This window comes from Pseudomonas umsongensis, assembly GCF_002236105.1.
In the GTDB taxonomy this organism is placed as follows: domain Bacteria; phylum Pseudomonadota; class Gammaproteobacteria; order Pseudomonadales; family Pseudomonadaceae; genus Aquipseudomonas; species Aquipseudomonas umsongensis.
Window position 1 is genome coordinate 183,273 of record NZ_NIWU01000002.1, and the last position, 13,323, is coordinate 196,595.

A 13,323-nucleotide genomic window follows, 5' to 3' on the forward strand; every position below is an offset into this window, starting at 1 on the left:
GAGGCCGCGCGTGCCTCTGAACGGGATATTTAGGAGTCTTTTATGGCCGTCGCCCTGAGCACCCTGGTCGAAGAAGCCGACCGTTACCTCGCTAGTTCGAAAATTGCCGATTACTGCCCCAACGGCCTGCAGGTCGAGGGCCGGCCGCAGGTGATGCGCATCGTCAGCGGCGTCACCGCCAGCCAGGCCTTGCTCGATGCTGCGGTGGAGGCCAACGCGGATCTGGTGCTGGTGCATCACGGCTACTTCTGGAAAGGCGAGAACCCCTGCATCACCGGCATGAAGCAGCGCCGCCTCAAGACCCTGCTCAAGCACGACATCAGCCTGCTGTCCTATCACCTGCCGCTGGACCTGCACCCTGATGTTGGCAACAACGTGCAGTTGGCACGGCAACTGGACATCACCGTCGAAGGTCCGCTGGACCCTGACAACCTGAAAATCGTCGGCCTGGTCGGTTCGTTGAACGAGCCCGCCACCCCCCGGGATTTCGCCCGCCGTGTGCAAGAAGTCATGGGCCGCGAGCCATTGCTGATTGAAGGCAGCGCAATGATCCGCCGCGTTGGCTGGTGCACCGGTGGCGGTCAGGGCTACATCGACCAGGCGATACTGGCGGGCGTCGATCTGTACCTCAGCGGCGAAGCCTCGGAGCAAACCTTCCACAGTGCCCGTGAAAACGACATCAGCTTCATTGCTGCCGGGCACCACGCCACCGAGCGTTATGGCGTGCAGGCGCTGGGTGATTACCTGGCGAAACGGTTTGCCCTTGAGCACATCTTCATCGATTGCCCGAACCCGATCTGAGAGGCCCCCCTGTAGGAGCTGCCGCAGGCTGCGATCTTTTGATTTTGCTTTTTCAAGATCAAGATCAAAAGATCGCAGCCTGCGGCAGCTCCTACAGAGATGAGTTCGCCAATGAACGCCCAAACAGGCGGGCATATTCATATGCTCTTTCGATCTAGTTCGCGTCCTCATTAGAAGGGGGCGCTGTGCTAGGATTCCCCGCTCGAACACGGCCCGCTGGCCGTTCATAAGAATGTTTTCGTGAGTAGCCATGGTCGACAAACTGACGCATCTGAAACAGCTGGAGGCGGAAAGCATCCACATCATCCGCGAGGTGGCCGCCGAGTTCGACAACCCGGTGATGCTGTACTCCATCGGTAAAGACTCCGCCGTGATGCTGCACCTGGCACGCAAGGCGTTCTTCCCCGGCAAGCTGCCGTTCCCGGTGATGCACGTCGACACCCAGTGGAAATTCCAGGAGATGTACAGGTTCCGCGACAAGATGGTCGCCGAGCTGGGCCTGGACCTGATCACCCATGTGAACCCCGACGGCGTGGCACAAGGCATCAATCCGTTCACCCACGGCAGTGCCAAGCATACCGACATCATGAAGACCGAAGGCCTGAAGCAGGCCTTGGACAAATATGGTTTCGACGCCGCCTTCGGTGGTGCCCGCCGCGACGAAGAGAAGTCCCGCGCCAAAGAGCGTGTGTACTCGTTCCGCGACAGCAAGCACCGCTGGGACCCGAAAAACCAGCGCCCCGAGCTGTGGAACGTCTACAACGGCAAGGTCAACAAGGGCGAATCCATCCGCGTATTCCCGTTGTCGAACTGGACCGAGCTGGACATCTGGCAGTACATCTATCTGGAAGGCATCCCGATCGTCCCGCTGTACTTCGCCGCCGAGCGTGAAGTCATCGAGAAGAACGGCACCCTGATCATGATCGACGACGAGCGCATCCTCGAACACCTGAGCGATGAAGACAAAGCGCGCATCGTCAAGAAGAAAGTGCGGTTCCGTACCCTTGGCTGCTATCCGTTGACGGGCGCGGTGGAGTCCGAGGCCGAAAGCCTCACGGACATCATTCAGGAAATGCTCCTGACGCGAACTTCCGAGCGCCAGGGCCGTGTCATCGACCACGATGGCGCAGGCTCGATGGAAGACAAAAAACGTCAAGGTTATTTCTAAGGGGCTGTCATGTCGCACGCATCTGATTTGATCAGCGAGGACATCCTCGCCTACCTGGGCCAGCACGAACGTAAAGAGCTGCTGCGCTTTTTGACCTGCGGTAACGTCGACGACGGCAAGAGCACCCTGATCGGGCGCCTGCTGCACGACTCCAAGATGATCTACGAAGATCACCTTGAAGCGATTACCCGCGACTCGAAAAAAGTCGGCACCACCGGTGAAGACATCGACCTGGCACTGCTGGTCGATGGCCTGCAGGCCGAGCGTGAGCAAGGCATCACCATCGATGTCGCGTACCGCTATTTCTCCACCGCCAAACGCAAATTCATCATTGCCGACACCCCCGGCCATGAGCAGTACACCCGCAACATGGCCACCGGTGCCTCCACCTGTGACCTGGCGATCATCCTGGTCGACGCCCGCTACGGCGTGCAGACCCAGACCCGTCGCCACAGCTTCATCGCCTCGTTGCTGGGCATCAAGCATATCGTCGTTGCCATCAACAAGATGGACCTCAAGGACTTCGACCAGGGCGTGTTCGAGTCGATCAAGGCTGACTACCTGCAGTTCGCCGAAGGCTTGAAGATGAAGCCCACCACGATGCACTTCGTGCCGATGTCTGCGCTCAAAGGCGACAACGTGGTGAACAAATCCGAGCGCTCGCCGTGGTACACCGGCCAGTCGCTGATGGAAATCCTCGAGACCGTGGAAGTGGCGGGCGACCGCAACTTCACCGACCTGCGTTTCCCGGTGCAATACGTCAACCGTCCAAACCTGAACTTCCGCGGTTTCGCCGGCACCCTGGCCAGCGGCATCGTCAAGAAGGGCGACGAAGTCGTGGTGCTGCCGTCGGGCAAGAGTAGCCGCGTGAAATCCATCGTCACCTTCGAAGGTGAACTGGAGCACGCTGGTCCAGGTCAGGCGGTAACCCTGACCATGGAAGACGAGATTGACATCTCCCGTGGCGACCTGTTGGTGCATGCCGACAACGTGCCGCCAGTCACCGACAGCTTCGAAGCGATGCTGGTGTGGATGGCTGAAGAGCCGATGCTGCCGGGCAAGAAATACGACATCAAGCGCGCCACCAGTTACGTGCCGGGCTCCATCGCCAGCATCGTCAACAAGGTCGACGTGAATACCCTGGAAGAAGGCCCGGCCAGTGCGCTGCAGCTGAACGAAATCGGCAAGGTCAAGATCGCGCTCGACGCGCCGATCGCCCTCGACGGTTACGACAGCAACCGCACCACCGGTGCATTTATCATTATCGACCGCCTGACCAACGGCACCGTCGGTGCCGGCATGATCGTCGCGCAGCCGTTGGCGCATGGCACCAGCACCCACCACGGCAAGCTGGCCCACGTCGCTACCGAAGAGCGCGCGCAGCGCTTTGGCCAGCAACCCGCCACCGTGCTGTTCAGTGGCTTGTCGGGCGCGGGCAAAAGCACCCTGGCTTATGCAGTCGAGCGCAAACTGTTCGACCTGGGTCGTGCGGTGTACGTGCTCGATGGCCAGAACCTGCGTCACGACCTGAACAAAGGTCTGCCGCAGGATCGCGCCGGGCGCACCGAGAACTGGCGTCGTGCCGCGCACGTGGCGCGTCAGTTCAACGAAGCCGGTCTGCTGACCCTGGCAGCGTTCGTTGCTCCGAGTGCCGAAGGTCGTGAACAGGCTCGGGAGCTGATCGGCAAAGAACGCCTGCTGACGGTCTACGTCCAGGCCTCGCCGACGGTCTGTGCCGAACGTGACCCGCAGGGCCTGTACGCGGCGGCCGGGGACAACATCCCGGGCGAGTCCTTCCCGTACGACGTGCCGCTGGATGCCGATCTGGTGATCGACACCCAGTCCGTGTCGCTGGAAGACGGCGTGAAGCAGGTGCTGGAATTGCTGCGCAAGCGCGGCGCGATCTAAGCGCTGGCCGCAAATAAAAAACCCGCCGATGAGTGATCATCGGCGGGTTTTTTATTTCTGGGAGGCCCCCTTCGCGAGCAGGCTCGCTCCCACAGTTGATCTTCGGTGAACATTAACCTTGTGGGAGCGAGCCTGCTCGCGAAGAGGGCAGAACATTCACCGAACTACTTCGATGGATACTCGCGGTGCATCTGCGCAAGCAGAGCATCCTTGTCCTGCCACATCTGGTTGATCCAGCCCTGGAACTGCAGGCGATACTCACCGTCCTGGTCGTAGTTCTTGCCTATGAACTGCGGCGGAATCTTCAGCTCTTCAAAGTGCACCACCACATCCGCAACATTCCCGCACAGCAAATCCCAGAAACCCGGGCGCCCGGCCGGGTAGTGGATAGTCACGTTGACGATCGATTCCAGTTGTTCACCCATGGCATCCAGTACAAAAGCAATGCCGCCAGCCTTGGGCTTGAGCAAGTACTTGAACGGCGATTTCTGCTGGGCATGCTTACCTTCGGTGAAGCGCGTGCCTTCAACGAAATTGAAAATACCCACCGGGTCGTTGCGAAACTTCGCACAAGTCTTGCGCGTGGTTTCCAGGTCCTTGCCTTTCTTCTCCGGGTGCTTTTCCAGGTAGGCCTTGGAGTAGCGCTTCATGAACGGAAAGCCCAGTGCCCACCAGGCCAGGCCGATCACCGGTACCCAGATCAACTCCTGCTTGAGAAAGAACTTCAGCGGCTGGATACGTCGATTGAGCACATATTGCAGCACCAGGATGTCGACCCAGCTCTGGTGATTGCTGGTGACCAGGTACGAGTGTTGATAGTCCAGGCCTTGCAGGCCGCTGACGTGCCAGCGCGTGCGACGGACCAGGTTCATCCAGCCTTTATTGACGCTGATCCAGGCTTCGTGGGTATGGCTCATCAACCAGTGTGCAATGCGTTGGGTGAATGCGAACGGCAGGACCTTGATCAGCGCCACACAGAACAGGAACGAGCACAGCAAAATCGTGTTCAGCGCCAGCAGCAGCGCGGCGATCACGCCGCGCGCCGGGGCAGGTAGAAAATCCAGCATTTACACATCCATAGGTCGGTTGGCCGCCTGAATCGCGGTCAGGGCAATCGTGTAGACGATGTCGTCGACCTGCGCGCCGCGCGGCAGATCGTTCACCGGTTTGCGCAGTCCCTGCAGCATCGGGCCGAGGCTGACGCAGTCGGCGCTGCGCTGTACGGCTTTGTGGGTGGTGTTGCCGGTGTTCAGGTCGGGGAATACGAACACAGTGGCGCGACCGGCCACCTGGCTGTTCGGTGCCAGTTGCCGGGCCACGGTTTCGTTGGCGGCGGCGTCATACTGCAACGGGCCGTCGATCAGCAACGAGTTTTGTTGTTCATGGGCAAGCAACGTCGCCTCGCGTACTTTCTCGACTTCCTCGCCACTGGCTGATTCACCGCTGGAATAACTGATCATCGCCACACGCGGAGTGATGCCGAATGCCGCCGCCGAGTCGGCGCTTTGCAGGGCAATCTCGGCCAGTTCGACGGCGCTCGGGTGCGGGTTCATCACGCAGTCGCCATAGACCAGCACTTCTTCGGGAAACAGCATGAAGAACACCGACGACACCAAGGTGCAGCCCGGTGCGGTCTTGATCAGTTGCAGTGCCGGGCGGATGGTATTGGCGGTGGAGTGAATGACGCCCGACACCAGGCCGTCGACTTCATCCAGCGCCAGCATCATGGTGCCGATCACCACGGTGTCTTCCAGTTGCTGCTCGGCCATCGGGGCGTTGAGGCTTTTGCTCTTGCGCAGGGCGACCATCGGCTCGACGTAGCGTTCGCGAATCAGGTCAGGGTCGAGAATTTCCAACCCCGGCGGCAGTTCGATGCCTTGCGCGCGGGCCACCGCTTCGACATCTGCAGGCTTGGCCAGCAATACGCATCGCGCAATGCCTCGGGCCTGGCAGATGGCGGCGGCTTGTACGGTCAGCGGTTCGCTGCCTTCCGGCAGGACGATGCGCTTGTTGGCGGACTGGGCGCGCTGGATCAATTGATAACGGAACACCGCTGGCGACAGGCGCATTTCCCGAGGGGTACCGCAGCGCTGGTGCAGCCAGTTGGCGTCCAGGTGGCTGGCGACGAAATCGGTGATGATTTCTGCGCGCTCGCGGTCGTCGATCGGGATTTCCTTGTTCAAGCCATTGAGCTGGTTGGCGGTGTCATAGGACCCGGTGCTCACCGACAACACGGGCAAGCCCGCCTGCAGGGCGCCGCGACACAAGTCCATGATGCGCGGGTCGGGCAGGGTGTCGCTGGTCAGCAACAGGCCGGCCAGGGGTACGCCGTTCATGGCCGCGAGGCTCACGGCGAGGATGATGTCGTCACGATCGCCCGGGGTCACCACCAGTACGCCGGGCTTGAGCAGCTCCACGGTGTTGCGCATGGTACGCGCGCAAATGATGATCTTGGTCATGCGCCGGGTTTCGTAGTCGCCGGCGTTGAGCACCTGTGCGCCCATCAAGTCCGCCACGTCTCGCGTGCGCGGCGCATTCAGTTCCGGCTGATATGGAATACAACCGAGCAGACGGAAGTCGCCACTGCGCAACAGCGGCGAGTGTTCGTTCAGGCGTGCGGCGAAGGCCTCCATGCTTTCCTCGGTCTTGACCTTGTTGAGGATCACGCCGAGGACTTTCGGATCCTTGGGGCCGCCGAACAATTGCGCTTGCAGTTCCACTCGACCAGACAATTCGGTCAGTACTTCGTTTTCCGGTGCCGAAACCAGGATCACTTCGGCATCGAGGCTCTTGGCCAGGTGCAAGTTGACCCGCGCGGCATAGCTGGCGCTGCGGGTCGGGACCATGCCTTCGACGATCAACACATCCTTGCCGATGGCGGCCTGCTGATAAAGGGTGATGATTTCTTCGAGCAACTCATCGAGCTGGCCGTCGCCGAGCATGCGCTCGACATGGGCCAGGCCCAAGGGTTGCGGCGGTTTCAGGCCGTGGGTACGCGCCACCAGCTCGGTGGAGCGTTCAGGGCCGGTGTCACCTGGATGGGGCTGGGCAATCGGCTTGAAAAAGCCAACCTTGAGGCCGGCCCGCTCGAGAGTGCGCACCAGCCCGAGGCTGATGGAGGTCAGGCCCACGCCAAAATCGGTGGGTGCGATAAAAAAAGTTTGCATGCGGATTCTCTAAAGGTGCATGGCAATGGTGCCGGCCTATAACTGGCCAACTACCGAAATTCAGTCGCCAAGGTTATCGCTAACCGAGCCTTGTGCGCACCAACCGCAATCAAAGGGCTGGCCTATTTTTTCCTGGCGCTGCGCAGGGTCCATGACCCAGGCCCGCGATTGCCAGGGTGGCTGATGGCGCAGGTGTTGGGTATGGCCGCACGAAAGCTCGGCCACCCAGTGGCCGTCCTCGTCCTGATGGAAGCCTGTGATCGTCGCACCCCGTCTGTCCGGGTTGTGTTCGCTTTCGGGCGATTGCTTCGCTAAACTGGGTCTTTCTATATTCTTATGCAAAAGGTCTCGCCCCATGCTGATCGCCGCCAATAAGGCTGTCTCCATCGACTATACCCTGACCAACGACGCTGGTGAGGTCATCGACAGCTCCGCCGGCGGCGCGCCGCTGGTCTACCTGCAAGGCGCAGGCAACATCATCCCGGGCCTGGAAAAGGCGCTGGAAGGCAAAGCAGTCGGCGACGAGCTGACCGTAGCCGTTGAACCGGAAGATGCCTATGGCGAGTACGCTGCCGAACTGGTCAGCACCCTGAGCCGCAGCATGTTCGAAGGTGTCGACGAGCTGGAAGTGGGCATGCAGTTCCATGCTTCCGCTCCGGACGGCCAAATGCAGATCGTGACCATCCGCGATCTGGACGGCGACGACGTCACCGTAGACGGCAACCACCCATTGGCGGGTCAGCGCCTGAATTTCCAGGTCAAGATCATCAACATTCGTGATGCCAGCCAGGAAGAAATCGCTCATGGCCACGTCCATGGCGAAGGTGGCCATCACCACTGATTTCTGCGCTAAGCTCAGATAGCTGGAGAGGCGCCCCGAGGGCGCCTTTTTAGTCTGCGGCTGTTCCAGGCGACACCACCAAGTGGCTGTTTCGAGAAGAACACGGGAATCTGGAGTACGTCATGAGTGCTTTTCACGAACTTAATTTGACAGCCCTGGATGGCCAGGTGCTGCCTCTGGCACCTTTCAAGGGGCAAGTCGTGCTGGTGGTCAACGTGGCCTCCAAATGTGGCTTGACGCCACAGTACGCGGCGCTGGAAAACCTCTACCAGCAATACAAAGGTAAAGGCTTCAGCGTGCTGGGCTTGCCATGCAACCAGTTTGCCGGTCAGGAACCCGGTACCGAGCAGGAAATAAAGAACTTCTGCAGCCTCAACTATGGCGTGACCTTTCCGTTGTCCAGCAAGCTGGAAGTCAACGGTCACGAGCGTCACCAGCTGTACAAGTTGCTGGCAGGCGAGGGCGCGGAGTTTCCTGGTGACATCACCTGGAACTTCGAGAAGTTCCTGCTGGGTAAAGATGGTCGTGTGCTGGCGCGGTTTTCACCGCGTACGGCGCCGGATGATCCGAGTGTGGTTCAGGCAATCGAAAAAGCCTTGGCCTGACATACCCCTTCGTAGGAGCCGGCCTGCTGGTGATGGTCGTCAACGATGACGCGCATTGCCTGACACCACGCGGTGTTTTCGTGTCCATCGCCAGCAAGCCGGCTCCTACAACATCCCCCCTTCTGATGTTTAATCACCCATATCAATAGTGCTGTTCAGCGCGTGCAAGCCTCCATATTATAGCCGTCATAAAGTCTATTCCCGTGGAGCGTCCCCATGCCCGTCAAAGCCTTGTTCAAACCGTTCCACCTCGGCACCCTCGAACTGCCGACCCGCGTCGTCATGGCGCCGATGACCCGCTCGTTTTCGCCAGGCGGCGTACCGAATTCCAAAGTGATCGAGTATTACCGCCGTCGCGCTGCGGCCGGCGTGGGCTTGATCATCACCGAAGGCACCACTGTCGGGCACAAGGCTTCCAACGGCTACCCGAACGTTCCGCAGTTCTACGGCGAAGCGGCGCTGACTGGCTGGAAAAAAGTCGTGGATGCGGTTCATGCCGAGGGTGGCAAGATCGTTCCGCAACTGTGGCACGTCGGCAGTGTGCGCCGTATCGGCACCGAGCCGGACGCCAGCGTGCCGGGTTATGGCCCGTCGGAAAAAGTGAAGGACGGTCAGGTCGTGGTTCACGGTATGACCAAGCAGGACATTCAGGACGTGATCGCCGCGTTCGCCCAGGCGGCAAAGGATGCCCAGGGCATTGGCATGGACGGCGTGGAAATCCATGGTGCCCACGGCTACCTGATCGACCAGTTCTTCTGGGAAGGCAGCAACCAGCGCACCGACGAATACGGCGGTAGCCTGGCCAACCGTTCGCGTTTCGCCATTGAATTGATTCAGGCCGTGCGTGCGGCTGTCGGCGAAGGCTTCCCGATCATCTTCCGCTTCTCCCAGTGGAAGCAGCAGGACTACACCGCGCGCCTGGTGCAAACACCGCAGGCGTTGGGCGAATTCCTCAAGCCATTGTCCGATGCCGGGGTGGATATTTTCCACTGTTCGACACGCCGTTTCTGGGAGCCGGAGTTCGACGGTTCCGAGCTGAACCTGGCGGGCTGGGCCCGCAAGCTCACTGGCAAGCCGACCATCACCGTAGGCAGCGTAGGCCTGGACGGTGAGTTCCTGCAGTTCATGGTCAACACCGACAAGGTGGCGCAGCCGGCCAGCCTGGAAAAACTGCTGGAGCGCCTGAACAACGACGAGTTCGATCTGGTGGCGGTCGGCCGTGCACTGTTGGTGGACCCCGACTGGGCGCAGAAAGTACGTGACGGTCGCGAGGAAGACATCCTGCCGTTCAGTCGTGAGGCGTTGATGACGCTGGTTTAAGCGGCGTCTGGAAGAATGCTTTCACGAGCAGGCTCGCTCCCACAGTGGTTATGCGTTGTACACAAAACCTGTGGGAGCGAGCCTGCTCGCGAAGACTGACTGAATGGCACCCAATATCTCAGGGCAGAGTCGGTGCATTCGGCACCACCACCTCCCCAACACAGGCCCCCCGCAACTGCCCCTCGAACTGCTCGACAATCGCCGCCCACCCCTGCCGACTGGCATGCTGGCGCGCATTGAGCCGCACACAGCGCAAGGTTTCGCGCTTCTCCAGCAACCACGTCGCGGCGTCACAAAATGCCTCCTCATCCCCCGGCATTGCCAGCACGCCGTTGTAGCCATGACGAATATGTTGCGCCGCTGCCGCCTGGTCGTAAGCCACCACCCCCAGTCCAGAGGCCAATGCCTCAAGCACCACATTGCCGAAGGTCTCGGTCAGGCTTGGGAACAGAAACACATCCCCGGACGCATAGTGACTGGCCAGGGCTTCACCGCGTTGTGTCCCGCAGAAAATCGCCTCGGGTAACTCGCTTTCCATCAGCTGTCGTTGCGGACCATCGCCCACCACGATCAGTTTCAGAATGCGCTGTGGATAAGTGCCCTTGAGCGTGTCGAAACAGCGTTTGAGCAAACCGAGGTTTTTCTCCGGTGCCAAACGGCCTACATGGATAACGGCAATGTCCTTCTCGCCCAGCCCCCATTGCTCACGCAGCGCATTCAAGCGTTTGCTTGGGTGAAACAGCTGGCTGTCGACGCCGCGGGACAGCAATGCCAGGCGCTCGAAATGCCGACGTTCCAGCTCCATGCGCTGGCTGACACTGGGCACCAACGTCAGGTTCGAGCGATTGTGGAACCAACGCAGGTAATGGGTCAGCAATCGAGTCAGCATGCCGAATCCATACTGGCTGGAGTACTGCTGGAAGTTGGTGTGAAAGCCGCTCACCACTGAAATACCCAGGCGTCGTGCCGCGCGCAATGCCGACAATCCCAAAGGACCCTCGGTGGCGATGTACAGCACATCCGGGCGATGACGCTTCCAGCGCCGCAGCAGCTTGTGCATCGACGACTGCCCCCATTGCAATCCGGGATAGCCCGGCAGCGGCCAGCCCCGGCACAGCAACAACTCATCGTCACTGCTCGCCGATTGATCGCAACCCTGGCGTGGTCGCACCAATTCCACCTGGTGCCCGCGCGCGCGCAAACCGTCGCACAGGCGGCCAAGGGTATTGGCCACGCCATTGATTTCCGGAGGGAAGGTTTCGGTGATCAGGGTGATATGCAGGGCTGTCGTCATGGCCCCAGTGTCGGCTGAGGCCATGTCGGCGTTGTGACGACGAGATGATGGATTTGTGACCGATCTAGCGTTGGGTCACCAGATTCTCCGCCCCACGCTCGCGCACCCAGAACAAAGTCGCCCCGGCCACCGCCGCCGGCATCATCAGGATGTTGACCACCGGAATCAGCAGCACCAAGTAAACACTCCCGCCGAAACTCATGCTCTGCCAGCGCTTTTCGCGCAACCAGGCGAGCATCTCGTTCCAGCCAAGCTTGTGGTTGTCCGCCGGGTAGTCGATGTACTGGATCGCCATCATCCACACGCCGAACACCAGCCACAGCGGTGCCGCGATGATGTTCACCACCGGGATGAACGAAAGAATGAACAACCCGAGCGCCCGGGGCAGGAAATACCCGAGCTTGCGCATTTCCCGTGCGAGGGTACGGGGGATCATGGCGATCAGCTCACCCCAGCTGAAGGCCGGGAAGTCGTCGGTGCCGCGCACCACCACTTCGACTTTCTCTGCGAGAAAACCATTGAACGGCGCAGCGATGACGTTGGCCAGCATGGTGAAGGTGAAGAACACCATCAACACCACCAGCACGACGAAAATCGGCCACAGGATGTAACTGAGAAAACTCAGCCACTCGGGCAGGGACGGCATCAGTGTATCGACCCACAGACTGAACTGATGGCCGGCCAGGTAGATCAATCCGACGAACAGCACCAGGTTGATTGCCAGCGGTAACAATACGAACAAACGCAAACTGGGGCTCAGGACCAGCTTGAGGCCTTCGCGCAAGTATTGCGGGCCGGACAGAACAGGGGCGGGCATAACAGGCTCCGGGCAGTGGGAAACGCGCCGACCTTACCGGCTTTGCCTGACCGGCGAAAGCGCGACAGCGACATCGACATTAACTGTAACAAAGGCGTCCTGGGAAACACTCTGTGGGGATAGAGACCACCTATGAGCTGGATTGTTAAACCGTATTTCCTTAATCTTCGCCCCCTCGATACGCTGCACCCAATCTTTTTACAGGACTGTCGAGTTCAAGCCTTCCCCAAGTGCTTTCAATGGTCCTTTTTTATTCCCGCCGGTCAGCCGGCGTTCCGCGCCAGGTATTCCGGGCCGGTCAACAGGAGCAGGTCATGTCTGAAGTTCGTCATTCGCGAGTGATTATTCTCGGTTCCGGCCCTGCCGGTTACAGCGCCGCCGTCTATGCCGCCCGTGCCAACCTCAAGCCACTTTTGATCACCGGCATGCAGGCCGGCGGTCAACTGACCACCACCACTGAAGTCGACAACTGGCCGGGTGATGTCCACGGCCTGACCGGCCCGGCGTTGATGGAGCGGATGCGTGAGCACGCCGAGCGCTTTGAAACCGAGATCGTTTTCGATCACATCAATGCCGTGGACTTCGCCGCCAAGCCTTACACCCTGACCGGCGACAGCGCGACCTACACCTGCGACGCCCTGATCATTGCCACCGGCGCCAGCGCTCGCTACCTGGGCCTGCCATCGGAAGAAGCGTTCATGGGCAAAGGCGTTTCGGCCTGCGCGACCTGCGACGGTTTCTTCTACCGCAACAAGCCCGTGGCTGTGGTCGGTGGCGGTAACACCGCTGTCGAAGAAGCCCTGTACCTGGCCAACATCGCCAGCACCGTGACCCTGATCCATCGTCGCGAAACCTTCCGCGCCGAGAAGATCCTGATCGACAAGCTCAACGCTCGCGTGGCCGAAGGCAAGATCATCCTGAAGCTGAACGCGACCCTGGACGAAGTCCTGGGCGACAACATGGGCGTGACCGGTGCCCGCCTGAAGAACAACGACGGCAGCTTCGACGAAGTGAAAGTCGATGGCGTGTTCATCGCCATCGGCCACACCCCGAACACTTCGTTGTTCGAAGGGCAGTTGACGCTGAAAGACGGCTACCTGGTCGTACACGGCGGCCGTGACGGCAACGCCACTGCGACCAACCTCGAAGGCATCTTCGCCGCCGGTGACGTGGCTGACCACGTCTACCGCCAGGCGATCACCTCCGCTGGCGCCGGTTGCATGGCGGCACTGGATGCCGAGCGTTACCTGGACAACCTGCAGAACGCTTGATCCTGTAGAAAAGAAAAAACCGGCTTCTGCCGGTTTTTTTGTGGGCAACACAAATGCCCCCCTGTAGGAGCTGCCGAAGGCTGCGATCTTTTGATCTTGATCTTATACAAAGCAAGATCAAAAGATCGCAG

Annotated in this window: 12 protein-coding genes; 7 read left to right on the top strand and 5 right to left on the bottom strand. The window is 60.1% G+C overall.

From position 1 onward, the window contains the following. Positions 1–42: 42 nt before the first annotated feature. The 3 genes from PSUM_RS11030 to cysN all read left to right on the top strand — a co-directional run bounded on the left by PSUM_RS11030 (position 43) and on the right by cysN (position 3,877). Entirely contained in the window at positions 43–801 is a 759-nt protein-coding gene (locus tag PSUM_RS11030) for a Nif3-like dinuclear metal center hexameric protein (RefSeq protein ID WP_020796655.1), read from the top strand. 250 nt (positions 802–1,051) lie between these two features. Beyond that, positions 1,052–1,969 carry a sulfate adenylyltransferase subunit CysD gene (cysD, locus tag PSUM_RS11035; protein WP_020796656.1) on the top strand — a complete coding sequence of 306 codons (918 nt, stop codon included), beginning with the start codon at positions 1,052–1,054 and terminating at the stop codon, positions 1,967–1,969. A gap of 9 nt (positions 1,970–1,978) precedes the next feature. Continuing rightward, the gene (gene cysN / locus PSUM_RS11040; RefSeq protein WP_020796658.1) at positions 1,979–3,877 is read left to right on the top strand and encodes a sulfate adenylyltransferase subunit CysN; all 1,899 of its coding nucleotides are present in this window, start codon (positions 1,979–1,981) and stop codon (positions 3,875–3,877) included. Positions 3,878–4,041: 164 nt separating this feature from the next. On the opposite strand, the gene PSUM_RS11045 is transcribed toward cysN, so the two are convergent. The 3 genes from PSUM_RS11045 to PSUM_RS11055 are packed head-to-tail and all read right to left on the bottom strand — an operon-like array spanning position 4,042 to position 7,431. Further along, a complete protein-coding gene (locus tag PSUM_RS11045; RefSeq protein ID WP_083348228.1) occupies positions 4,042–4,944 on the bottom strand; it encodes a 1-acylglycerol-3-phosphate O-acyltransferase, YihG family in 903 nt (300 codons plus the stop codon). Next, positions 4,945–7,044, bottom strand: a complete 2,100-nt coding sequence (gene pta, locus PSUM_RS11050; protein WP_020796661.1) for a phosphate acetyltransferase — start codon at positions 7,042–7,044, stop codon at positions 4,945–4,947. 60 nt (positions 7,045–7,104) lie between these two features. Further along, on the bottom strand, positions 7,105–7,431 hold the full coding sequence (locus PSUM_RS11055) for a DUF3565 domain-containing protein (RefSeq protein ID WP_042955296.1): 327 nt from the start codon (positions 7,429–7,431) through the stop codon (positions 7,105–7,107). Here PSUM_RS11055 and PSUM_RS11060 point away from each other — a divergent pair. From PSUM_RS11060 to PSUM_RS11070, 3 genes are all read left to right on the top strand, one after another. Beyond that, positions 7,400–7,885: an FKBP-type peptidyl-prolyl cis-trans isomerase gene (locus PSUM_RS11060; protein ID WP_008054392.1), complete on the top strand. Its 486-nt coding sequence runs from the start codon at positions 7,400–7,402 to the stop codon at positions 7,883–7,885. The genes PSUM_RS11055 and PSUM_RS11060 overlap by 32 nt on opposite strands. Positions 7,886–8,007: 122 nt before the next feature. Beyond that, a complete protein-coding gene (locus PSUM_RS11065) occupies positions 8,008–8,490 on the top strand; it encodes a glutathione peroxidase (RefSeq protein WP_020796663.1) in 483 nt (160 codons plus the stop codon). A gap of 216 nt (positions 8,491–8,706) precedes the next feature. Next, complete coding sequence (locus PSUM_RS11070) at positions 8,707–9,810, top strand: NADH:flavin oxidoreductase (protein WP_083348229.1); 1,104 nt, start codon at positions 8,707–8,709, stop codon at positions 9,808–9,810. Between the two features lie 118 nt (positions 9,811–9,928). On the opposite strand, the gene PSUM_RS11075 is transcribed toward PSUM_RS11070, so the two are convergent. Further along, positions 9,929–11,128, bottom strand: coding sequence for a glycosyltransferase family 4 protein (locus tag PSUM_RS11075; protein WP_042955297.1), 1,200 nt, complete (start codon positions 11,126–11,128; stop codon positions 9,929–9,931). A gap of 40 nt (positions 11,129–11,168) precedes the next feature. Then, positions 11,169–11,921 (bottom strand): sulfate transporter CysZ, encoded by a 753-nt coding sequence (gene cysZ, locus PSUM_RS11080; RefSeq protein WP_020796667.1) that lies wholly within the window; start codon positions 11,919–11,921, stop codon positions 11,169–11,171. Positions 11,922–12,235: 314 nt separating this feature from the next. Here cysZ and trxB point away from each other — a divergent pair, with 314 nt between their 5' ends. Then, positions 12,236–13,192 (top strand): thioredoxin-disulfide reductase, encoded by a 957-nt coding sequence (trxB, locus tag PSUM_RS11090; protein ID WP_033042914.1) that lies wholly within the window; start codon positions 12,236–12,238, stop codon positions 13,190–13,192. Positions 13,193–13,323: the final 131 nt, after the last annotated feature.

Coding starts and splice junctions, on each gene's coding strand:
- cysN (WP_020796658.1), top strand. CDS start 1,979: ATGTCGCACGCATCTGATTTGATCAGCGAGGACATCCTCGCCTACCTG.
- trxB (WP_033042914.1), top strand. CDS start 12,236: ATGTCTGAAGTTCGTCATTCGCGAGTGATTATTCTCGGTTCCGGCCCT.
- PSUM_RS11055 (WP_042955296.1), bottom strand. CDS start 7,431: ATGGAGACAGCCTTATTGGCGGCGATCAGCATGGGGCGAGACCTTTTG.
- PSUM_RS11065 (WP_020796663.1), top strand. CDS start 8,008: ATGAGTGCTTTTCACGAACTTAATTTGACAGCCCTGGATGGCCAGGTG.
- PSUM_RS11030 (WP_020796655.1), top strand. CDS start 43: ATGGCCGTCGCCCTGAGCACCCTGGTCGAAGAAGCCGACCGTTACCTC.
- cysD (WP_020796656.1), top strand. CDS start 1,052: ATGGTCGACAAACTGACGCATCTGAAACAGCTGGAGGCGGAAAGCATC.
- PSUM_RS11060 (WP_008054392.1), top strand. CDS start 7,400: ATGCTGATCGCCGCCAATAAGGCTGTCTCCATCGACTATACCCTGACC.
- cysZ (WP_020796667.1), bottom strand. CDS start 11,921: ATGCCCGCCCCTGTTCTGTCCGGCCCGCAATACTTGCGCGAAGGCCTC.
- pta (WP_020796661.1), bottom strand. CDS start 7,044: ATGCAAACTTTTTTTATCGCACCCACCGATTTTGGCGTGGGCCTGACC.
- PSUM_RS11045 (WP_083348228.1), bottom strand. CDS start 4,944: ATGCTGGATTTTCTACCTGCCCCGGCGCGCGGCGTGATCGCCGCGCTG.
- PSUM_RS11075 (WP_042955297.1), bottom strand. CDS start 11,128: ATGGCCTCAGCCGACACTGGGGCCATGACGACAGCCCTGCATATCACC.
- PSUM_RS11070 (WP_083348229.1), top strand. CDS start 8,707: ATGCCCGTCAAAGCCTTGTTCAAACCGTTCCACCTCGGCACCCTCGAA.